General features: G+C 58.5%; 22 protein-coding genes and 1 other RNA gene. 6 read left to right on the forward strand and 17 right to left on the reverse strand.

Features of this window, described 5'->3' with window-relative positions:
- Position 1: 1 nt before the first annotated feature.
- From mraY to rsmI, 9 genes are all read right to left on the reverse strand, one after another.
- Positions 2–1,084 carry a phospho-N-acetylmuramoyl-pentapeptide-transferase gene (mraY, locus tag GVL50_RS22205; protein ID WP_008082775.1) on the reverse strand — a complete coding sequence of 361 codons (1,083 nt, stop codon included), beginning with the start codon at positions 1,082–1,084 and terminating at the stop codon, positions 2–4.
- Positions 1,084–2,451, reverse strand: coding sequence for a UDP-N-acetylmuramoyl-tripeptide--D-alanyl-D-alanine ligase (gene murF, locus GVL50_RS22210; RefSeq protein ID WP_159815075.1), 1,368 nt, complete (start codon positions 2,449–2,451; stop codon positions 1,084–1,086). The genes mraY and murF overlap by 1 nt, the downstream gene beginning before the upstream one ends.
- Positions 2,444–3,907, reverse strand: coding sequence for a UDP-N-acetylmuramoyl-L-alanyl-D-glutamate--2,6-diaminopimelate ligase (locus GVL50_RS22215; RefSeq protein ID WP_159815076.1), 1,464 nt, complete (start codon positions 3,905–3,907; stop codon positions 2,444–2,446). The genes murF and GVL50_RS22215 overlap by 8 nt, the downstream gene beginning before the upstream one ends.
- Entirely contained in the window at positions 3,907–5,646 is a 1,740-nt protein-coding gene (locus tag GVL50_RS22220) for a penicillin-binding protein 2 (RefSeq protein WP_178124211.1), read from the reverse strand. The genes GVL50_RS22215 and GVL50_RS22220 overlap by 1 nt, the downstream gene beginning before the upstream one ends.
- Positions 5,646–5,939 carry a cell division protein FtsL gene (gene ftsL, locus GVL50_RS22225; protein ID WP_053123650.1) on the reverse strand — a complete coding sequence of 98 codons (294 nt, stop codon included), beginning with the start codon at positions 5,937–5,939 and terminating at the stop codon, positions 5,646–5,648. Before ftsL ends, GVL50_RS22220 begins: the two co-directional genes overlap by 1 nt.
- Positions 5,936–6,883 carry a 16S rRNA (cytosine(1402)-N(4))-methyltransferase RsmH gene (gene rsmH / locus GVL50_RS22230; protein WP_371926024.1) on the reverse strand — a complete coding sequence of 316 codons (948 nt, stop codon included), beginning with the start codon at positions 6,881–6,883 and terminating at the stop codon, positions 5,936–5,938. Before rsmH ends, ftsL begins: the two co-directional genes overlap by 4 nt.
- Entirely contained in the window at positions 6,880–7,335 is a 456-nt protein-coding gene (gene mraZ, locus GVL50_RS22235; RefSeq protein ID WP_008147486.1) for a division/cell wall cluster transcriptional repressor MraZ, read from the reverse strand. The genes rsmH and mraZ overlap by 4 nt, the downstream gene beginning before the upstream one ends.
- A 402-nt stretch (positions 7,336–7,737) precedes the next feature.
- Positions 7,738–8,091: RNase P RNA component class A (gene rnpB, locus GVL50_RS22240), an RNA gene on the reverse strand.
- Positions 8,092–8,164: 73 nt separating this feature from the next.
- Positions 8,165–9,070 carry a 16S rRNA (cytidine(1402)-2'-O)-methyltransferase gene (rsmI, locus tag GVL50_RS22245; RefSeq protein ID WP_159815078.1) on the reverse strand — a complete coding sequence of 302 codons (906 nt, stop codon included), beginning with the start codon at positions 9,068–9,070 and terminating at the stop codon, positions 8,165–8,167.
- A gap of 177 nt (positions 9,071–9,247) precedes the next feature.
- On the opposite strand from rsmI, the gene GVL50_RS22250 reads away from it, so the two are divergent.
- The 4 genes from GVL50_RS22250 to GVL50_RS22265 all read left to right on the forward strand — a co-directional run bounded on the left by GVL50_RS22250 (position 9,248) and on the right by GVL50_RS22265 (position 12,694).
- Positions 9,248–11,059, forward strand: a complete 1,812-nt coding sequence (locus GVL50_RS22250; protein WP_053123654.1) for a penicillin-binding protein activator — start codon at positions 9,248–9,250, stop codon at positions 11,057–11,059.
- On the forward strand, positions 11,059–11,421 hold the full coding sequence (locus GVL50_RS22255; RefSeq protein WP_053123656.1) for a YraN family protein: 363 nt from the start codon (positions 11,059–11,061) through the stop codon (positions 11,419–11,421). Before GVL50_RS22250 ends, GVL50_RS22255 begins: the two co-directional genes overlap by 1 nt.
- A 104-nt stretch (positions 11,422–11,525) precedes the next feature.
- A complete protein-coding gene (locus tag GVL50_RS22260) occupies positions 11,526–12,119 on the forward strand; it encodes a phosphoheptose isomerase (protein ID WP_008082788.1) in 594 nt (197 codons plus the stop codon).
- Complete coding sequence (locus tag GVL50_RS22265) at positions 12,116–12,694, forward strand: BON domain-containing protein (RefSeq protein ID WP_007917023.1); 579 nt, start codon at positions 12,116–12,118, stop codon at positions 12,692–12,694. The genes GVL50_RS22260 and GVL50_RS22265 overlap by 4 nt, the downstream gene beginning before the upstream one ends.
- Before the next feature lie 219 nt (positions 12,695–12,913).
- Here the strand turns inward: GVL50_RS22265 and GVL50_RS22270 are convergent, their stop codons facing one another.
- The 7 genes from GVL50_RS22270 to rplM form a co-directional block, all read right to left on the reverse strand.
- Positions 12,914–13,327, reverse strand: coding sequence for a ClpXP protease specificity-enhancing factor (locus GVL50_RS22270; RefSeq protein WP_053123658.1), 414 nt, complete (start codon positions 13,325–13,327; stop codon positions 12,914–12,916).
- A 16-nt stretch (positions 13,328–13,343) separates the two neighbouring features.
- Positions 13,344–13,961: a glutathione S-transferase N-terminal domain-containing protein gene (locus tag GVL50_RS22275; RefSeq protein ID WP_047303097.1), complete on the reverse strand. Its 618-nt coding sequence runs from the start codon at positions 13,959–13,961 to the stop codon at positions 13,344–13,346.
- 147 nt (positions 13,962–14,108) lie between these two features.
- Positions 14,109–14,888: a cytochrome c1 gene (locus GVL50_RS22280; RefSeq protein WP_159815079.1), complete on the reverse strand. Its 780-nt coding sequence runs from the start codon at positions 14,886–14,888 to the stop codon at positions 14,109–14,111.
- Positions 14,888–16,099 carry a cytochrome bc complex cytochrome b subunit gene (locus tag GVL50_RS22285; RefSeq protein ID WP_016985147.1) on the reverse strand — a complete coding sequence of 404 codons (1,212 nt, stop codon included), beginning with the start codon at positions 16,097–16,099 and terminating at the stop codon, positions 14,888–14,890. Before GVL50_RS22285 ends, GVL50_RS22280 begins: the two co-directional genes overlap by 1 nt.
- The gene (gene petA / locus GVL50_RS22290; protein WP_053123662.1) at positions 16,099–16,692 is read right to left on the reverse strand and encodes a ubiquinol-cytochrome c reductase iron-sulfur subunit; all 594 of its coding nucleotides are present in this window, start codon (positions 16,690–16,692) and stop codon (positions 16,099–16,101) included. Before petA ends, GVL50_RS22285 begins: the two co-directional genes overlap by 1 nt.
- A 269-nt stretch (positions 16,693–16,961) precedes the next feature.
- The gene (gene rpsI / locus GVL50_RS22295; RefSeq protein WP_008080273.1) at positions 16,962–17,354 is read right to left on the reverse strand and encodes a 30S ribosomal protein S9; all 393 of its coding nucleotides are present in this window, start codon (positions 17,352–17,354) and stop codon (positions 16,962–16,964) included.
- A 14-nt stretch (positions 17,355–17,368) separates the two neighbouring features.
- Positions 17,369–17,797 carry a 50S ribosomal protein L13 gene (gene rplM / locus GVL50_RS22300; RefSeq protein ID WP_019693576.1) on the reverse strand — a complete coding sequence of 143 codons (429 nt, stop codon included), beginning with the start codon at positions 17,795–17,797 and terminating at the stop codon, positions 17,369–17,371.
- A 245-nt stretch (positions 17,798–18,042) separates the two neighbouring features.
- On the opposite strand from rplM, the gene GVL50_RS22305 reads away from it, so the two are divergent.
- Positions 18,043–19,083, forward strand: a complete 1,041-nt coding sequence (locus GVL50_RS22305; protein WP_159815080.1) for an NADP(H)-dependent aldo-keto reductase — start codon at positions 18,043–18,045, stop codon at positions 19,081–19,083.
- 162 nt (positions 19,084–19,245) lie between these two features.
- Here the strand turns inward: GVL50_RS22305 and GVL50_RS22310 are convergent, their stop codons facing one another.
- Positions 19,246–20,382, reverse strand: a complete 1,137-nt coding sequence (locus tag GVL50_RS22310) for an acyl-CoA dehydrogenase family protein (protein WP_159815081.1) — start codon at positions 20,380–20,382, stop codon at positions 19,246–19,248.
- A gap of 250 nt (positions 20,383–20,632) precedes the next feature.
- Between GVL50_RS22310 and GVL50_RS22315 the strand changes: the two genes are divergently transcribed.
- On the forward strand, positions 20,633–21,529 hold the full coding sequence (locus tag GVL50_RS22315; RefSeq protein ID WP_172680158.1) for a GlxA family transcriptional regulator: 897 nt from the start codon (positions 20,633–20,635) through the stop codon (positions 21,527–21,529).
- The last annotated feature ends 30 nt before the right edge of the window (positions 21,530–21,559 follow it).

Raw genomic sequence — 21,559 nt, forward strand, 5'->3', positions numbered from 1 at the left:
TCTACCTCAGCTTCAGGGTGGCAAGGCCAACCAGCACGAGAATCACGGTGATGATCCAGAAACGGACAATCACGCGCGGCTCGGGCCAGCCCTTGAGTTCAAAGTGGTGGTGTATCGGTGCCATGCGGAACACACGGCGACCGGTCAGCTTAAAGGACGCAACCTGAATGACGACTGACAGGGTTTCCATCACGAACACGCCGCCCATGATGAACAGGACGATTTCCTGACGGACGATCACCGCGATGGTGCCCAGTGCCGCGCCGAGTGCCAGGGCACCGACGTCGCCCATGAACACTTGCGCTGGATAGGTGTTGAACCAGAGGAAGCCCAATCCGGCGCCAATCAGCGCGCCGCAGAACACGATCAGTTCGCCCGCGCCCGGCACATAAGGGATCAGCAGGTATTCAGCGAATTTCACGTTACCCGACAGGTAGCAGAAGATGCCCAGGCCACCGCCAACCATCACGGTGGGCATGATCGCCAGACCGTCGAGGCCGTCAGTCAGGTTGACCGCGTTGCTCGAACCGACAATCACAAAGTAAGTCAGCACGATGAAGCCCAGGCCCAGCGGAATGCTGTAGTCCTTGAGCATCGGCAGGATCAGCGTGGTTTCCACCGGGGTGGACGCGGTCATATAAAGGAAGATCGCTGCGCCGAGGCCAAACACCGACTGCCAGAAATACTTCCAGCGGCTCGGCAAGCCACGCGAATTCTTCTCGATGACTTTGCGGTAATCGTCGACCCAGCCGATGGCGCCGAACAGCAAGGTCACCAGCAACACAGTCCAGACGTAGCGGTTGCTCAAGTCAGCCCAAAGCAAAGTGCTGACGCCGATCGAAGACAGAATCAGTGCGCCGCCCATGGTCGGGGTGCCCGACTTGGACAGGTGCGATTGCGGGCCGTCGTTACGCACGGATTGACCGATCTGACGGTTCTGCAGGGTGCGAATCATCCACGGGCCATAGCACAGCGACAAAACCAGCGCGGTCAGCACACCGAGAATCCCGCGCAGGGTCAGGTACTGAAAGACCGCGAAGCCTTTGTAGAACTGTTGCAGATACTCCGCTAGCAGCAGCAGCATTAATGTTTCTCCAGACTGGATCCGCACAGAGCCGCAACGATGTTTTCCATCGCTGCACTGCGCGAACCCTTGATCAAAATAGTGGTGTTTGTGTCCTGCTCGGCGTCGAGGGCCTGGATCAGCTCGGCTTGCGTGCCGAAGTGATGCGCCTGTTCACCGAATGCGTTGACGGCGTGAACCATGTTTGGCCCGACGGCGTAAAGCGCGGAAACCTTGCCCCGGGCGTACTCGCCCACGTCGCGGTGCCCCTGCTCCGCCCAATCGCCCAACTCGCCGATATCCCCGAGCACCAGGACGGTGCGGCCGGAAAAGCCGGCGAGTATATCAACGGCCGCGCACATCGAGGTGGGGTTTGCGTTGTAAGTATCATCGATCACGCGCATGCCGTTCTTCGCCAGTTGCGCGACGGTGCGACCCTTGACCGGTTGCACCGCGCCAAGGCCGGTGGCGATGCCGAACAGCGACACGCCCAAGGCGTGCGCGGCAGCGGCGGCGGCCATGGAATTGGCGACGTTATGGGTGCCGAGCAGGTTCAGTTGAACGCGCTCGACACCTTCAGGTGTGTGCAGATTGAAGGCCGGGCAACCACGGGCATCGGTGGTCAGGTCGCTGGCGTAAAAGTCCGCCTGCGTGTTGCTCAGGGCAAAGGTCAACACTTGGCGACCGGCAGCGCGGGTCTTCCAGATACCGAAAGCCTTGTCATCGAGGTTGAGCACGGCGATGCCATCGGCCGCCAGCCCTTCGATGATTTCGCCTTTGGCTTCGACGATTTTTTCCGGGCCGCCGAACTCACCGACGTGAGCGGTGCCGGCATTGTTCAGAATCGCTACGTGCGGCTTGGTCAGCCCGACGGTGTAGGCGATTTCGCCCAGACGCGAGGCGCCCAGTTCGATCACGGCCGAGGTGTGCTCCGGTGCCAGTTCGATCAGGGTCAGCGGTACGCCGAGGTCGTTGTTCAGGTTGCCACGGGTCGCCAGCACCGGGCCGCGCGTGCGCAGGATGCTCGCGAGCATTTCCTTGACCGTGGTTTTGCCGCTGGAACCGGTCACCGCCGCTACAGGCTGAGTGAACGCGGCGCGATTCAAGGCGCCCAACTGGCCGAGGGCCTGACGGGTGTCCCTGACCAGCAATTGCGGCAAAGTGCTGTCGGCGACTTCACGCTCGACCAGCGCAGCGACGGCGCCTTTGGCGGCGACATCGTTCAAGTAGTCGTGACCGTCGAAACGCGGGCCGGTCAGCGCAATAAACAATTGGCCAGGCTGGATCGCGCGACTGTCGATGCTGACGCCGTCGAAGCTGGCATCAGCAGCGATCAAACGTGCGTCGAGCGCATTGGTCAGCTCGCTGAGTTTGAGGGCCTTAAGCATGGGCCACCTCCCAAGCGGTCAGGGCATGATCAGCCTCGACCAGATCGGAGAAAGCGTGGCGCTCGCCGTTGATTTCCTGATAGTCCTCGTGACCTTTACCGGCCAGAACAATCACGTCATCGGCCGACGCGCCGGCGATCAGTTGTGCAATCGCCTGACCACGGCCAGCAACGAAGGTAACTTTATCCACAGCCGTGAAACCGGCGCGGATGTCATCGAAAATCACTGCCGGATCTTCAGTACGCGGGTTGTCGTCGGTGACCAGCACCTGATCGGCCAGACGCTCGACCACTTCAGCCATCAACGGACGCTTGCCGCGATCACGGTCACCGCCGCAGCCGAACAGGCACAGCAGTTGACCTTTGACGTGCGGGCGCAGCGCGGTCAGTACTTTTTCCAGTGCGTCCGGGGTGTGGGCGTAATCGACCACCACCAACGGTTGCGTGCCACCGCCAAGACGCTGCATGCGCCCGGCCGGGCCTTCGAGTTTCGGCAGCACTTTGAGAATTTCGTCGAGCGCGTAATCCAGACCGAGCAATGCGCCGACCGCAGCAAGGACGTTGCTCAGGTTGAAGCGACCGAGCAGCGTGCTGCGCAGATGATGTTCGCCCTGCGGCGTGACCAATGTGGCGCGCACACCGTGGTCGTCGAACTGCGCTTCGCGGCAATACAGATAGGCGCTGCTGTCGAGCAGGCTATAGGTGATCAAACGCGACTCACGTTTTTCAGCGGCCAGTTGCCGGCCAAAATCATCGTCGAGGTTGACCACGCGGCACTTCAAATCATTCCAGGCGAACAGCTTGGCCTTGGCCTCAGCGTACACCTGCATGGTGCCGTGATAATCCAGATGATCGCGGGACAGGTTGGTCATCACCGCCACGTCGAACGCCAGTGCAGTGACGCGGCCCTGATCCAGACCGTGGGACGACACTTCCATGGCCACGGCTTTGGCGCCGGCCTTTTTCAGGTCGCCCAATGTCGCTTGTACGGCAATCGGATTCGGCGTGGTGTGCAGACCGCTTTCCAGTGCGCCATAGAAGCCGGAACCCAGCGTGCCGACGATGCCGCAATGTTGACCGAGCAGATCCAGCGCCTGCGCAACCAATTGGGTCACGCTGGTCTTACCGTTGGTGCCGGTCACGCCCACCAGGTTCAGGTGATGACTTGGCTCACCGTAAAAACGCCCGGCGATGTCCGACAGTTGCGCAGCGAGGCCTTTGACCGGGATCAGCGGCACGTCGGTGATCGGCAGCACAGTGGCGCCTTCGACTTCATAAGCTACAGCGGCAGCACCGCGTTGCAGTGCATCAGCGATGTGCGCACGGCCATCAAATTTGCCGCCCGGCACGGCGAGGAACAGATCGCCAGCGCGTACGTTACGGCTGTCCAGCGCCAATTCACGGATCAACAGATCGTGGCCGGCGTGGGGGAATATCTTGTTCAGACTTAATGACATCAGCCGCGCCCTCCATTGGCTTTCAGCGGTATGACCGGGGTGGCGTTGGCCTGTTGTGTCGCCGGCAGATTGTCCGGGGTCACGTTCATCAGACGCAGAGTGCCGGACATCACGCGGCTGAACACTGGCGCCGATACCAGACCACCGAAGTAGCCGGCCTTGCTTGGTTCGTCGATCACCACAACGATGGCGTAACGCGGATCACTCATCGGGCCGAAACCGGCGAACAGCGAGCGATAGGAGTTTTCGGCGTAGCCCTTGGTACCCACCGACGTTTTACGTGCAGTACCCGACTTGCCGGCCACGTGATACGCCGGCACCTGCGCACGGAATACACCGCGCGGTGCTTCGATCACTTGGGTGAGCATGCCTTGCATGGTTTTCGCGACGGCTTCCGGCAGCACTTGCGTGGTTTGCGGCGGCTTGTCGGTTTTGATCAGGGTCAGCGGCGCGAGACGACCATTGTTTGCCAGTGCAGAGAAGGCGTGCACCAGCTGAATCGCGGTCACGGAAATACCGTAGCCGTAAGACAGGGTTGCGGTTTCTGCCTTGCGCCACTCACGGTAGTTCGGCAGGTTGCCGACGCGCTCGCCCGGGAAGCCGAGGCCGGTGTCCTGGCCGAGGCCGACTTTCTGTGCGAGGCGATAAATGGTTTCGCCGCCGATATCGAACGCGACCTTACTCATGCCGACGTTACTGGAATTGATCAGGATGCCGGTCATGTCCAGCACCGGGCCTTCGGTTCTCGAAACGTCTTTGATGGTGTACTTGCCAATCTGCAAAGTACCCGGATACACCTCGACGGTGTCGGTCGGTTTCCAGCGGCCGGATTCGATCGCGGCGCTCATCGAGATGGCTTTCATCGTCGAACCCGGCTCGAACACGTCGATCATCGCGCGGTTACGCATCATCGCCGGTTGCAGGTTGCGACGGTTGTTCGGGTTGTAGGTCGGCTGGTTGACCATGGCGAGGATCTCGCCGGTCTTCACGTCCATGATCACCAGACTGCCGGCCTTGGCGCCGTTTTCGATGATTGCGTTACGCAGCTCGCGGTTGGCCAGGTATTGCAGACGCAGGTCAATGGACAACGCCAAGGGCTTGCCGGCCTTGGCGTTTTTGGTGACCTGGACATCCTTGATCAGCCGACCGCGCCGATCCTTGATGACCTGCCGTTTGCCCGGCACACCGGCGAGCCACTCGTCGTAGGCGAGTTCGACGCCTTCACGACCGTGGTCGTCGATGTCGGTAAAGCCGACCATGTGCGCAGTGACTTCACCGGCCGGATAGAAGCGGCGGAATTCTTCGATGCCGTAAACGCCCGGCACTTTCAGATCAAGCACAGCCTGGCCCTGCTCGGGGGTCAGCCCGCGCACCAGATAAATGAATTCTTTGTTGGCCTGAGCTTCGAGACGCTCGGTCAGGGCTTTCGGATCCTGACCCAGAGCTGCCGCCAGTGCCGGCCACTTTTCTTTGGCCGACTGCATTTCCTTGGCGTTGGCCCACAGGGTGGTCACCGGCGTACTGACGGCCAAAGGCTCGCCGTTACGGTCGGTGATCAGACCACGGTGAGCCGGAATCGGGATGTGACGCAGACTGCGTGCGTCGCCCTGACCTTTGAGGAAGTCACGGTCAACCACTTGCAGGTCGATGATGCGCCAGCAGATTGCTGCGACCATCACGCCGAGCAGTGCCACCATCAGGCGGAAGCGCCAAGGGAAGAGTGCGCCTTCGAGTTTCATCATGGCGCCACCATCTTCACGTCAGCCGCGCCCGGAATGTGCATTTTCAATTGTTCGCTGGCCAGCACTTCGATCCGGCTGTGCGCGGTCCAGGTGCTTTGTTCAAGAATCAAACGGCCCCACTCGGCCTGCGCCTTGTCGCGCACGCTGAGTTCGTTATAAAGATTGTTGAGCAACTGGCGGTTCCAGTGCGCGCTGTAAGACACGCCGATGGCCGACACGAGCACGCCGATAAACAGCAGCAGCATCAAAAAGCTGCCGCCAGGCAATGGCTTGGCGAAAAGCTTGCTCACCGCAACTTCTCCGCGACGCGCATGACGGCGCTACGGGAACGTGGGTTGGCTTTGAGTTCGGCGTCGGAGGCCGTCTGCGCTTTGCCATGGACTTTGATTTTCGGTTCGAACGCTACGTGACGAACCGGCAGGTTGCGCGGCAGGTTGTCGGCTTCGCCTTTCACCAGTTTGCGCATGAAGAGTTTGACGATGCGGTCTTCCAGCGAGTGGAAGCTGATCACCACCAGACGCCCACCGATTTCCAGTGCGTCCAGCGCGGCTTCGAGGCCGGCTTCCAGATCGCCCAGTTCGTTGTTGACGTGAATGCGCAAACCCTGGAACGCACGGGTGGCCGGGTTCTTGCCCTTTTCCCACGCCGGGTTGGCGACCTTGAGCACTTCGGCCAGATCGGCGGTGCGCTCGAACGGCGTGATATCGCGACGTTCGGCAACGGCACGAGCCATGCGACCGGAGAAACGTTCTTCGCCGTATTCCTTGAACACCCGGGCGATTTCTTCAGCCGGCGCGGTGTTGACGAATTCGGCAGCGCTGATGCCACGGGACGGATCCATGCGCATGTCCAGCGGACCGTCGTTGAGGAAACTGAAGCCGCGTTCAGCGTCGTCGAGCTGCGGCGAAGAGACGCCGAGGTCGAGCAGAATGCCGCTGACCTTGCCGCTCAGACCCTGTTCGGCAACCACCGAACCGAGCTCGGCAAAGCTGCGCTGCACAACGACAAAGCGGCCGTCTTCGGCCGCTAGCGTTTGCCCGGTGGCAATCGCTTGTGGATCTTTGTCGAATCCGATGAGACGACCATCTGTTCCGAGCTGGCTGAGGATCAGCCGGCTGTGTCCGCCGCGACCGAACGTACCGTCCAGATAGCATCCATCAGGACGTACGGCGAGAGCCTCCACGGCTTCGTCGAGCAGTACGGTGATGTGGTTAAAGCCGCTATCAATAGTCACAGGATCAAATCACGCAGTTCATCAGGCATGGCGCCCGGTTGTTGAATAGCAGCAAGGTCAGCGGCAGATACCGCGTCCCATGCATCCTCGTCCCACAATTGGAACTTGTTCAGTTGGCCTACCAGCATCGCACGCTTATCGAGCTTGGCGTATTCGCGCAGACGCGGTGGAACCAGAAAACGACCACTGCCATCGAGTTCGAGATCGACGGCATTACCAATCAATAAACGTTGCAGGCGACGGTTCTCTTCGCGAAGCGAAGGAAGTGCGCGCAACTTGGTTTCAATAATTTCCCACTCATCGAGCGGATAGACACACAGGCATGGATCAACGGCATCAATGGTCACGATCAATTGGCCGGAACTACGCGAAACGAGCTCGTCGCGGTACCGGCTCGGCATAGCGAGACGGCCCTTTGCATCGAGACTGATAGCGTTAGCTCCGCGAAACACGTCAGCGTTTCTCCAATTTTTATCGTTTTGAGCTCAAAAAACCCACTTCATGCCACTTTCCGCCACTTGCGCACACTATAGGAATGCGCCCACCACACCGTCAAGGCGCGGAGTAAAGGAAAACCCTTACAGAACGGAGATTTAGGAACATAAAAGGAGGGGTAACGACAAATTGGCGGATAGTTTTGACCAATAACTTGATGCAGCACTGGAAGCTGCGCTCGGAAGTTAAAGTAATTTGTTAAGAGTAAGATTTTTTCGGTATTACAAAAGCGCTTCTGCTGTTGATTGAAGCACGGTGGGAAATGGCTATTACTGCGTTTGCCGCTGCCGGACTTTCAGAGCAGGTCTGCTGATATTACACAGCCCTGTTGCTATTGATTCAAGCAGGGAAAGAAAAAGGTGGAGAGTCGATCTGTAAGCCGGGTTCTGTCTTGAACAGTCATTCGTCTACGATGGCCATCACTGGACATCTTTAGCAACCTACCCGGTCCCAGCGCGGGCCACGCCTTGGGACCCTATTTGGTCTTGCTCCAAGTGGGGTTTACCTAGCCACGAACTGTTGCCAGACGTGCGGTGCGCTCTTACCGCACCTTTTCACCCTTACCGGCGCCGAAGCGCTTAGGCGGTTATTTTCTGTGGCACTTTCCGTAGGCTCACGCCTCCCAGGCATTACCTGGCACTTCGCCCTATGGAGCCCGGACTTTCCTCCCCCCCCTAATTTTCATAGAGGGCAGCGACTGTCCGATCGACTCTCCGCCGCGAAGGTTAACGGCAGAGCGCCCGAAGAACAAGCGCTAATAGCCGCAAAACCTGTCTGCGCGACGGGTTACTCGCCCTTCTGTTTTTCCAGCGCGACCTGATACAGCACGTTTTTGCGCTCGCCGGTGATTTGCGCGGCGAGAGCGGCGGCACGCTTGAGCGGCATTTCTTCGAGCAGCAAATTCAGCACACGCATTGCCTCGCTGCTGACCGCGTCTTCAGACTCCGGCGCCGTCCAGCCCGCCACCAGCACCACGCATTCGCCACGCTGCTGATTGCTGTCGGATTCAACAAACTCGCGCAGTTCCGAGAGCGGCAAGCCTTTAAGCGTCTCGAAGGTCTTGGTGATTTCGCGAGCCAACAGTGCCTGACGCTCACCACCGAACACTTCTTCCATATCCTGCAAACATTCAAGAATACGGTGCGGAGCTTCGTAGAAGATCAGCGTGCGCGGCTCTTCTTTGACCGCTTGCAGTCGCGCCTTGCGCCCGACCGACTTGGCCGGCAAGAAACCTTCAAAGATAAAGCGATCGGATGGCAGCCCCGCCGCCGACAACGCCGCGATCAACGCGCACGCCCCCGGCACCGGCACCACCGCGATCCCGGCCGCACGGGCCTGACGCACCAGGTGATAACCCGGATCGGAAATCAGCGGCGTGCCGGCATCGGAAATCAGCGCAACGTTGTCGCCCGCCAGCAGACGGGTAATAAAGCGGCTACCTTCATCACGTTCGTTATGTTCGTGACAGGCGGCCAGCGGTGTGGAAATACCGAAGTGCTGCATCAGGCGCGCCGAGTGACGAGTGTCTTCGGCAGCGATCAACGCCACTTCACGCAGGATTTTCAGTGCCCGGGCGCTGATGTCGTCCAGGTTGCCGATGGGCGTCGCCACCACATAAAGCGAGCCAGCAGCGGAATTCGGGGAACCTGGAGCAGTCAAAGCGCACACCTCATGATCGGTAAAAGCGGCCATTGTAGCGCGTCACGAGGCTTGCGTTGCGCTCTGCCCGACCACGGTTTTGCACGCTGTAACGCAGCGCCGCAACATTTACTCCAGCTAAATTGACCGTTTCACGCCACTAACATCGCGCCCCGGCCAGTGCTTGGGTACAATTCCACGCTAATTTGATCGAGTATCAGGAACACTTACATGATCGCTTGCCTGCGGCTGTTCACTGCCCTCTGCCTCGCTGCCTTATTGGCGGCCTGCGCCAGCTCCCCTTCCTCCAGCCTTGGCGAACTTCCACGGACTCCGGACGCCAGCATCGAGCAACTGCTCGCGCAGGCCAGCCAGGCGAGTACCCCGGAAAAAGCTGCCCTGTTGCGCCTGAGCGCGGCAGATCTGGCTTACCACCAGGGCGATGCCGGACGCTCCGCGCAAATCCTGCAACAAGTGCCGATGGAGCAACTGAAGCCCGGCCAGCAGATTTTCGCCAGCACGCTGAACGCTGAACTGGCGATGACGCGCAATCAACCGAAAGCCGCGCTGACCGCCCTGAGCCATCCAAGCCTGCAGCATCTGGGCGAAATGCCTGAAGAGCAGCAAGTGCGCACCGGCACCGTTCACGCCCGTGCCCTTGAAGCCGATGGTCAGACCCTGGCTGCCGCTCGCGAGCGCGTCTTTATCGCGCCGATGCTGAAGGGCGAAGCCGCCAGCAAAAACCACGAAGCGATCTGGACACTGATTGCCTCGCTGCCGACCGATCAACTGCAAGCCAACACCACCGACGACCTCGGCGGCTGGATGGGCCTGGCACTGGCGGTGAAATCCGCCGGTACGCTGGAACAGCAGCAAGCTGCGATCGACACCTGGCGCGCGCAGAATCCAAAGCACCCTGCTGCGATCAACCTGCCGCAGCCGCTGACCAAACTCAAGGAACTGGCCAGCCAGCCCCTGAGCAAAATCGCCCTGCTGCTACCACAAGATGGCCAACTGGCTGCCGTCGGCAAAGCACTGCGTGAAGGTTTCATGGCGGCGCACTATCAGGCGCAACAGGCCGGGCAGAAGCCACCCGCGATCGAATTTTACGACAGCTCAAAGCTGACCTCGATGGACGAGTTCTACCGCAAGGCTCAGGCTGACGGCGTGCAACTGGTCGTCGGGCCGCTGGAAAAACCACTGGTCAAACAGCTGAGCACTCGCCCGCAATTGCCGATCACCACCCTCGCGCTGAACTACAGCGAAGGCGATCAAGGCCCGGCGCAACTGTTCCAGTTTGGTCTGGCTGCCGAAGACGAGGCCCGCGAAGTGTCGCGCCGCGCCCGTGCTGATGGCCTGCACCGCGCCGCGATCATGGTGCCGAAAGGTGAATGGGGCGACCGCGTCATGCGCGCGTTCAGCCAGGACTGGCAGGCTAACGGCGGCACCATCGTCGCCACCGAGCGCGTTGATCAGCCGGTGCAACTGGCTCAGCAGATAGCTGACATGTTCCAGCTGCGTCAGAGCGAAGCGCGCGCCAAGAGCCTGCAAAACGCTGCCGGCACCAACGTCGCCGCACAGCCTTCGCGTCGTCAGGACATCGAGTTCATCTTCCTCGCCGCCACGCCGCAACAGGCGCAGCAGATCAAGCCAACCCTTAATTTCCAGTACGCTGGTGATGTTCCGGTTTACGCCACCTCGCACGTTTACAGCGCCAGCGGCGACGTCAACCAGTACAACGACATGAACGGCATTCGCTTCTGCGAAACCCCATGGTTGCTGGACAACAGCGACCCACTGCGCCAGCAAGTGGTTGCACAGTGGCCGCAAGCTGCCGGCAGCCTTGGCCGCCTGTACGCGATGGGTGTTGACGCCTATCGCCTGGCACCGCGTCTGGATCAGCTCAAGGCGTTGCCGGACAGCCGCATCGATGGTGAGTCGGGCAGCCTCGGCATGACCCAGACCCAGCGTGTGGTGCGTCAGTTGCCTTGGGCGCAGTTCGTCAGCGGTCAGGTGCAGCGCCTGCCGGACACCCCGCGCTAATGCCCGACAGGTCACGCTCGCAAAGCGGTAAAGATGCCGAGCGCCAGGCGCTCGAGCATCTGCAACAACAAGGTCTGCGCCTGTTGGCGCAGAACTGGTTTTGTAAACGCGGCGAGCTTGATCTGGTCATGCTTGATGGCGATACAGTAGTATTCGTTGAAGTTCGCTACAGAAAAAACACTCAATGGGGTGGCGCGCTCGCTAGCATCGATGGGCGCAAGCAGCAGAAACTGATTTTTGCCGCACAGTATTTTCTTCAGCGCGAGTCGCGTTGGGCCAATTCCCCCTGCCGCTTCGACGTGGTGGCCATCGACAGCCATCCGAGTCAGCTGAACTGGTTGCAGAATGCTTTCGACAGTTGATCGTCGGCGCTGCAATCCGGACAATCCCACCGACAAATTTTGCTCTTTGCTTTGCGGGCTGCACTTTCATGTGCCGAATAGCCGCGCTACTTAAGGTCACACAGATGGACATGCAATCCCGAATTCGCCAGCTTTTCCAGGCCAGTATCGACACCAAGCAACAGGCGATGGACGTACTTGCACCGCACATCGAGCAAGCCAGCCAGATCATGGTCAACGCCCTGCTCAACGAAGGCAAAATGCTTTCGTGCGGCAACGGCGGCTCCGCCGGTGACGCCCAGCACTTTTCTTCGGAGCTGCTCAACCGCTTCGAGCGCGAGCGCCCAAGCCTGCCGGCCATTGCCCTGACCACCGACACGTCGACGATCACCTCGATCGCCAACGACTACAGCTACAACGAAGTTTTCTCCAAACAGATCCGTGCGCTCGGTCAGCCAGGCGATGTCCTGCTGGCGATTTCGACCAGCGGTAACTCGGCGAACATTATTCAAGCGATCCAGGCCGCACATGATCGCGAAATGATTGTCGTAGCTTTGACCGGACGCGATGGCGGCGGCATGGCCTCGCTGTTGCTGCCCGAGGACGTCGAGATTCGCGTTCCGGCCAATGTCACTGCACGTATTCAAGAAGTCCACTTGCTGGCGATCCATTGCCTCTGCGATCTGATCGACAGCCAACTGTTCGGGAGTGAAGAATGACCCCTAATCGCCTTGGCCTTCTGGCCTTGACCCTGTGCCTCGGCATCAGCGGCTGCACCTCGGTGGTGAATGCCAGCCGTGAAGCGCCGATCGATGACGACCGTGGCACGCGCACTTTCGGCAGCAAGATCGACGACTCATTGATCGAAACCAAAGTGGGTGTGAACGTGGCGAAGGCCGACCCGGCGCTGGACAACGATTCACACATCGTCGTGACCAGTTTCAACGGTGTTGTTCTGCTTGCGGGGCAAACGCCTCGTGCAGACCTGAAAGCCAAGGCCGAACAGGCCGCAGCCGCTGTTCAACGGGTAAAAACCGTGCATAACGAGCTGCAGGTTATTCCGCCGTCCGGTTTCCTGGCTCGCCAGAACGACACCTGGCTGACCTCCAAGATCAAGACGCAGATGCTCACCGATGCCAGCATTCCCGGCTCGCGCATCAAGGTCGTGACCGAGAATGGCATCGTCTACCTGCTGGGCCTGCTGACCAAACAGGAAGCCACTCAGGCAACCAACCTGGTGCAGGGCGTTTCCGGCGTACAGAAGATTGTGAAGCTGTTCGAGTACATCGACTGATACACCTCTCTACGTAGGAGCTGCCGAAGGTTGCGATCTTTTGATCTTGCTTTAAAGATCAGGATCAAAAGATCGCAGCCTTCGGCAGCTCCTACAGTTTTGAGATGTATATGAAGTTTTGAGATGCGCATGCAGTTTTGAGATGTGTATGCAGATTTGAGATGTATGTGAAGTTTTGAGATGCGCATAAAAAAGGCGATCCATCCGGATCGCCTTTTTTTATTTCACCACTTTCAAACTTGGCCGGCCTGTTGGGCGCGGCGGTTCGCTGTCCGGTGGTGGCAAGTCGTCATCCGACTCGATCTCTTCCTCGTCATCCATCGGCGACTCGAGATCAAACACCATGCCTTGACCGTTCTCCCGGGCGTAGATCCCCAGGATGGCGCCAATCGGCACGTACAAGCTGTGCGGGACGCCACCGAAGCGACCTTCAAAGGTCACCACGTCGTTGTCCATGTGCAAATGCCGTACGGCACTTGGCGAGATGTTCAGGACAATCTGCCCGTCACTGGCGAAACCCTGCGGCACTTGCACCGCCGGGTACTCGGAATTGACCAGCATGTGCGGGGTGCAATCGTTATCCACAATCCACTCATAGAGCGCGCGAACCAAATAAGGTCGACTGGAGTTCATAGCGGCTCCTTAAGCCTTAGCGCATATCGCGTTCGACACCAGACAGACTCGCCTGGAAAGCCTCACGCGCAAACGAGCGCTCCATGTAATCAAGCAGCGGCTTGGCTGGCCGCGGCAGTTCAATACCCAAAATCGGCAAACGCCAGAGTATTGGCAATAGGCAGCAATCCACCAGACTTTGTTCCTCACTGAGGAAAAACGGCTTGTCGGCAAACAGCGGCGACACGCCCGTCAGGCTTTCACGCAATTCCTTGCGCGCCACGACACGCGCGGCCTCTTTGGACTTTGGATCAAGAATCAGATCCACCAGACCACACCAGTCGCGCTGAATACGATGAATCAGCAGTCGACTATTGGCACGCGCCACTGGATAAACCGGCAACAACGGCGGGTGCGGGTAACGCTCATCCAGATATTCCATCACCACAGTCGACTCCCACAGCGCCAGGTCACGATCGACCAGCGTAGGCAGACTTCCGTAAGGGTTCACCTCAATCAGTTTAGGCGGCTGACGACCAGCTTCCACATAAATGATTTCGGCGCTGACACCCTTCTCTGCAAGCACGATGCGCACTCGGTGGGAATAGTGGTCGGCGGGGTCGGAGTAACAGGCCAACCGATTGGTCACGCCCATGGCGATCCTCCTCGCTTGTTGAAATGATTGGAACCGGAAAAACGCGCGCGCCCAGAGGGCGCCTCCCGCAATATCCGGCGAACCGGACGTTGCGTTATCGGAGGCGCCCTTGGGCGCGCGCGATTAACAGCAATGCTTTGAAGCGTATCAGTGCACGTCTTTCCAGTATTCACGCTTGAGCAGGTAGGCGAACACAAAGAAGAACGCCAGGTACAGCAAGACGTAGGTACCGATGCGCTGATGTTGCAGCTTAACCGGGTTAGCCGAGTAAGCCAGGAAGGTTACCAGATTCTTGACCTTCTCATCGAACTGCTCTTCGTTCAGAGCACCGGATTTCGGCACGATGGTCAATTGATCGCACGCTTCATGAGTCAGCGGCGTACCGGTCAACGGATCATATTGCTTCTTGCCGTCTTCGACGATCTGCACTTGTTTGCAGCCCACCACTTGGCGACCTTGCAGGCCGACCAGTACGTTAGGCATGCCGACGTTCGGGAAGACCTTGTTGTTCACACCCCATGGGCGTGCTGGATCTTCGTAGAACGACTTCAGGTAACCGTAGAGCCAGTCGGTGCCACGCACGCGAGCCACCAGAGTCAGATCCGGTGGTGCTGCGCCGAACCAGGTCTTGGCGTCCGCCGGCTGCATGCCGATGGTCATGTGATCACCGATCTTGGCACCGGTGAACACCAGCTTCTCCAGCATCAGTTCGTGCGGCACGCCGAGGTCGTCGGCAACGCGCTCGTAACGCTGGAACTTGGCGCTGTGGCAACCCATGCAGTAGTTGGCGAAAGTGCGCGCACCGTCCTGCAAAGCAGCTTTATCGGAGACATCGATGTCGACTTTTTCCAGCTCCGCACCGTGTTCAGCAGCGAACGACAAGACAGGCAACGCAGCAAAAATCAGAGCAAAAAATAACTTTTTCATCAGCCAGTCACCCTTTCCGGAACCGGTTTGGTCTTCTCGAGCCTGGTGTAGAACGGCATCAGAATGAAGTAGGCGAAGTACAGGAAGGTGCAGACCTGCGACAGCAAGGTTCGCTCCGGCGTTGGCGCAAGCACACCGAGAATGCCGAGGATCACGAACGAAATGCAGAACACCACCAGCCAGATTTTGCTCATCCAGCCTTTATAGCGCATCGATTTGACCGGGCTTCGATCCAGCCACGGCAGCACGAACAGCACCGCAATCGCCGCGCCCATGGCGATAACGCCCATGAGTTTGTCGGGGATTGCCCGCAAGATTGCGTAGAACGGTGTGAAGTACCAAACCGGCGCAATGTGCTCTGGTGTCTTGAACGGGTTAGCTTGCTCGAAGTTTGGTTTTTCGAGGAAGTAGCCGCCCATTTCCGGGAAGAAGAACACAATGAAGCAGAAGATAAACAGGAATACCACGACACCGACAATGTCTTTCACGGTGTAGTACGGGTGGAAGGCGATGCCGTCCAGCGGGATGCCGTTTTCGTCTTTGTGCTTCTTGATGTCGACGCCGTCAGGGTTGTTCGAACCCACTTCGTGCAGCGCCAGAATGTGCAACACCACCAGACCGAGAATCACGATCGGCAGCGCAACAACGTGCAAGGCGAAGAAGCGGTTCAGGGTAATGCCGGAGATCAGGTAGTCACCACGAATCCACTGGGTCAGGTCGTTACCGATCACCGGTATCGCACCGAACAGCGAGATGATCACCTGGGCACCCCAGTAGGACATCTGACCCCATGGCAGCAGATAACCCATGAAGGCTTCGGCCATCAGCGCCAGGTAAATCAGCATGCCGAACACCCAGACCAGTTCACGCGGTTTCTGGTACGAACCGTAAAGCAAGCCACGGAACATGTGCAGATAGACCACGATGAAAAACGCCGAAGCGCCGGTCGAGTGCAGCAAACGCAGGATCGAGCCGTACTCGACGTCGCGCATGATGTATTCAACGGAAGCGAACGCTTCTTCTGCCGACGGCGTGTAGCTCATCGTCAGCCAGACACCGGTGACGATCTGATTGACCAGAACCAGCAGCGCCAGGGAGCCGAAGAAGTAGAAGAAGTTAAAGTTTTTTGGCGCGTAATACTTGCTGAGATGGTCTTCCCACATTTTCGTCGCGGGAAAGCGCGCATCAACCCAATCCATGAACTTGCTCATCACGCTTTCTCCGTATCGACGCCAATGACAATCAGGTCATCGGTCTCATAGGAATGCGGGGGAACTGGCAGGTTCAAAGGCGCAGGTTGCGACTTGTAGACGCGGCCAGCCAGATCGTAGTGGGAACCGTGGCAAGGGCAGAAATAACCGCCTACCCAGTCTTTACCCAGATCCGCAGGTGCCACTTCGGGACGGAAGGTCGGTGAGCAACCCAAGTGTGTGCAGATCCCGATCAGCAGCAGAATTTCCGGCTTGATCGATCGCACTTCAGGGTCGACATAGGTGGGTTGCGTGGAGTTTTTGGATTCAGGATCGGAGAGCTGGCCCTCGATCTTTTTCAGATTATCCAGGATTTCCTTGGTACGGCGGACAATGAACACCGGCTGGCCACGCCATTCAGCAATCATCTGCTGTCCTGGCTCGACTTTGCTGACATTCACTTTCACCGGTGCACCGGCGGCTTTCGCCTTGGCACTGGGAAACCATGACCCCACGAACGGGACCGCAGCCCCCACCGCTCCTGCAGCACCCACCACGGATGTGGCTGCTACCAAGAAGCGACGCCGGCCTGCATTCACGCCGTCATTGCTCATTCAGTCCTCTCCCATCAGCTTTTGTGGCCTGTTAAATCAGGCATCTACTAAATAAATCAATGTTACTTATAAAAATTTTGCCGAATGGTAATGAAAAGCCCCAATTCTGACAAGGGAATTACCCGGAGCTCTTACCCTCAAGCCTTGCAGTATAGGGGGTCTACGGAAGTGGCAAGTTGTCGCAGCGCAATTCTTTGATAAATCACAGGCATAAAAAAACGCCCGCTTCCGTGAGGAGGCGGGCGTTCTTTTTGAACGTGGAAGCGGAATTAACGCTTCGAGTACTGCGGACGCTTACGCGCTTTACGCAGACCAACTTTCTTACGTTCAACTTCACGGGCGTCGCGAGTAACGAAGCCAGCTTTGCGCAGAGCGCCACGCAGGGTTTCGTCGTAGTCCATCAGAGCGCGAGTGATACCGTGGCGGATTGCGCCAGCTTGACCACTTACACCACCGCCGATCACGGTGACGTAGATGTCGAACTTCTCGACAGTCTCAGTCAGCTCCAGCGGCTGACGAACTACCATGCGGGCAGTTTCGCGGCCGAAGAAGTTTTCCAGCGAACGGTTGTTGATGGAGATGTTACCAGTACCCGGACGCAGGAAAACGCGTGCGGTTGCGGTCTTGCGACGGCCAGTGCCGTAATTTTGAGTCGCCGACATAATGTACTATTCCGTTAAAACTTCAGTTCTTGGGGCTGCTGAGCAGTATGTGGGTGTGCAGCGCCCGCATAGACTTTCAGCTTACGGTACATGTCGCGACCCAGTGGGTTTTTAGGCAGCATGCCTTTAACCGCGGTCTCGATCACGCGCTCAGGGGCTTTAGCGATCAGCTTTTCAAAGTTGATCGACTTGATGCCGCCCGGGAAACCGGAATGGGAGTAGTAGATTTTGTCAGTGGTTTTAGCACCGGTAACACGAATCTGCTCAGCGTTGATTACGACGATGTAGTCGCCGGTGTCAACGTGAGGAGTGTACTCAGGCTTGTGCTTGCCACGCAGACGGCTCGCGATTTCGGTGGCCAGACGACCCAGGGTCTGACCAGCAGCGTCGACGACAAACCAGTCGCGCTTTACTGTTTCTGGTTTAGCAGTAAAAGTTTTCATTCTTTATAGCCTCAGGGGCCGCCCTGTAAATTAGACGGCGGATCTTACTGAATAGTGCGTACTTTGACAAGTCAAAGGCAGCCGGATACAGACGCTTTCGGGGGCTCGGGTCGGCGCGTCCGTTCAACGGCAAGATTCTTCGGCGGCGGCGCATCACTTCCACTGCAGAAAGAGGTCGGCAATTATGCAGATTGCGAAAAATAATTCAACCTGCTTTTATGATTGTTTTGCCCAAGGAGTACCCGATGGACTATCGCCAGCTAGGCCGTACCGACCTGAACGTGAGCGCAATCTGCCTCGGCACCATGACCTGGGGCGAGCAAAACACTGAAGCTGAAGCCTTCGCCCAGATCGAACGCGCCAAGGAAGCCGGTATCAATTTCATCGACACCGCCGAGATGTACCCGGTGCCACCGAAAGCCGAAACCTACGCCACCACCGAGCGTTACATCGGCAATTATTTCAAAAGTCGCGGCGATCGTGCCGACTGGATCCTCGCCAGCAAGATCGCCGGCCCGGGCAACACCATCGACTACATTCGCGATAAAAACCTGCGCCACAACCGCCAACACATCACCGCCGCGGTGGATGCCAGCCTCGAGCGCCTGCAGACCGATTACATCGATCTGTACCAATTGCACTGGCCAGAGCGCAGCACCAACTTTTTCGGACAGCTGGGCTACAAGCACAAGATCGAAGCCAATTTGACGCCGCTGGAAGACACCCTCGAAGCGCTCGACGAGCAAGTGAAGGCCGGCAAGATTCGCCACATCGGTCTGTCCAACGAAACGCCGTGGGGCACCATGCGCTTTCTCGCACTGGCCGAAGCCCGTGGCTGGCCGCGTGCGGTGTCGATCCAGAACCCGTACAACCTGCTCAACCGCAGCTTTGAAGTGGGTCTGGCGGAAATCGCCATCCGCGAACAGTGCGGCCTGCTCGCCTATTCGCCGCTGGCGTTTGGTTTCCTGTCGGGCAAGTACGAAGGTGGCGCACGTCCGCCGAAAGGCCGTCTGAGCCTCTATAGCCGCTTCAGCCGCTATTTCAATGCACAGTCGGAAGCAGCGTGCAGCCGTTACGTCGCCCTCGCCCGTGAGCACGGTCTGGATCCGGCGCAGATGGCGCTGGCGTTCGTGACCCAGCAACCGTTCGTCACCAGCAACATCATTGGTGCGACGACGCTTGAACAACTGGACAGCAACATCGCCAGTTTTGATCTGAAGCTTTCCGATGAAGTGCTGGAAAGGATTGAGGCGATTCACAAGGATCATCCGAATCCCGCGCCTTGATCGATAGATAAACCGCCTTCGCGAGCAAGCTCGCTCCCACAGGAGATCACCGTACCTGTGGGAGCGGGCTTGCTCGCGAAGAGGTCTATCAGATCACCTCCGAAGCGGAACGCAGAGCGTCCCCGGCGGCATTCCCACGCAGAGCGTGGGAACGATCAAAACCTAGAGCGACCGCGCAATAATCTCTTTCATGATTTCATTGGTGCCGGCATAGATCCGCTGCACGCGCGCATCCGCCCACGCCCGGGCCACCGGGTATTCCCACATAAAGCCGTAGCCGCCATGCAGTTGCACGCATTCGTCGAGCACCTTGCATTGCAGGTCGGTGCCCCAGTATTTGGCCATCGCCGCCGTCGGCACATCCAGCTTGCCTTGCAGATGCAGTTCCAGACATTTGTCGACAAACACTCGGCCGATCTGAATTTCAGTGGCCATCTCGGCCAGTTTGAAGCGCGTGTTCTGGAAATCAGCAATCGCCTTGCCGAACGCCTTGCGATCACGGGTGTAATCCAGCGTCCATTGCAACGCTGCTTCGGCTGATGCCAGACCGCCAATCGCCACCGTCAGGCGTTCCTGAGGCAACTCCTGCATCAGATAAGCAAACCCTGCCCCGGCCTGCCCCAGCAGATTTTCCTTCGGCACGCGTACGTCCTGGAAGAACAATTCCGACGTGTCCTGCGCCTTCATTCCTACCTTCTCGAGGCGTTTGCCCTTCTCGAAGCCCGGCGTATTCGCTTCGACCAGAAACAGGCTGGTGCCCTTGGCGCCGGCCTTGGGATCGGTCTTGGCAACGACGATCACCAGATCCGCGAGGAAGCCGTTGGTGATGAAAGTTTTCGAACCGTTGATCACGTATTCATCGCCGTCGAGCACAGCGCTGGTTTTCACGCCTTGCAGGTCGGAGCCCGCGCCAGGTTCGGTCATGGCGATGGCGGTGACCATCTCGCCGGAGACCAGTTTCGGCAAGTATTTGTGTTTCAGCGCTTCACTGCCGTAATGCAGGATGTACGGCGCGACAATGTCCGAATGCAGTGAGAAACCGATGCCGGTCAGGCCCAGCCGGCCGACCTCCTCGATCACCACAGCGCTGTAGAGAAAATCCGCCCCCAGCCCGCCGTATTCTTCCGGCAGGTGCGAGCAAAGCATCCCCGCCTCCCCGGCCTTGTTCCACAGCTTGCGGTCGATGTGGCCTTGTTTCTCCCACTGCGCATGGAACGGCACGGCCTCTTTTTCGAGGAAGGTTCGTACGCTGTCGCGGAATAATTCGTGCTCGGAGCTGAACAAGGTTCTGGGGATCATGCGGCACCTTTCTTTCTTGTTGGAGGGAGATGACCCTCAGAGACTAAGCCTCCCCTCCGACACAGGACACTGGACACATCCGACAAAAAATAAGACGATCCAGCCGTCTGGTGACCACTTTCCCTTATAAAAACAAAACAAAAGTTGAATTATGTCCAAGCAAGTCTCCACGCCCTTGCGGCGCGTCAGCATCCTGGCTATCGACCGGGTTTTCGCCTTCACCCTCATGCAAGCCAAGGATTTTTTCCATGTGGCGAGCCTGCGCTACGGCAAACAACTGGGCCACGGCCTGACACCGGCGTTTGAAACGCGCATCGTCAGCCCCGACGGCAAACCGGTAACAAGCTTCAGCGATGTGGTGATCCCCGTCGACGGTGGTCTGGAAAACACCGATATCATCATCCTCCCGGCGTTCTGGGATGACTTCGAAACCCTGTGCACCCGTTACCCGCAAATCATGCCGTGGCTGCGTGAGCAACATGCTCGCGGCGCTGTGCTCTGCGGCGAAGCCACCGGGGTGTTCTGGCTGGCCGAAGCCGGGCTGCTGAATGGCAAGGAGGCGACCACGTACTGGCGTTTTTTCAACGCCTTCACCGAACGCTTCCCCAAGGTGCACCTGAATCAGGACAAGCACCTGACCGACGCCGACAACCTGTATTGCGCCGGCGGCACCACTTCGGCCTGCGACCTTTACATCTACTTGATCGAGCGCTTCTGTGGAGCCAACGTGGCGCAGGCTGTGGCCCGCGACATTCTTTACGAAGTGCAGCGCAATTATTCGCCGGGGCGCATTGGTTTTGGCGGGCAGAAGCTACACCAGGACGTGATCATCCTGCAGATTCAGCATTGGCTTGAAGAGCACTTCGCCGACAAATTCCGCTTCGAAGATGTGGCGCGCGAGCATGGCATGAGCATTCGCAATTTCATGCGCCGTTTTCAGACTGCGACTGGCGACAAGCCGTTGCATTACCTGCAGCGGCTGCGCATCGAGACGGCGAAGGGCCTGTTGTCGGGCAGCCGCAAGAGCATCAAGACCATCAGTTATGAGGTCGGTTACGACGATGCGAGCTTCTTTGCGCGGTTGTTCCGTCAGCACACTGAACTGTCGCCGAACCAGTATCGGCAGCAGTTTCAGCAAGCTGCCTAACCCCCCCCCCCCCCCCGAACCGTTCCTCCC

The sequence above is a fragment of the Pseudomonas sp. 18058 genome, from assembly GCF_902706155.1.
GTDB classification, from domain to species: domain Bacteria; phylum Pseudomonadota; class Gammaproteobacteria; order Pseudomonadales; family Pseudomonadaceae; genus Aquipseudomonas; species Aquipseudomonas rustica.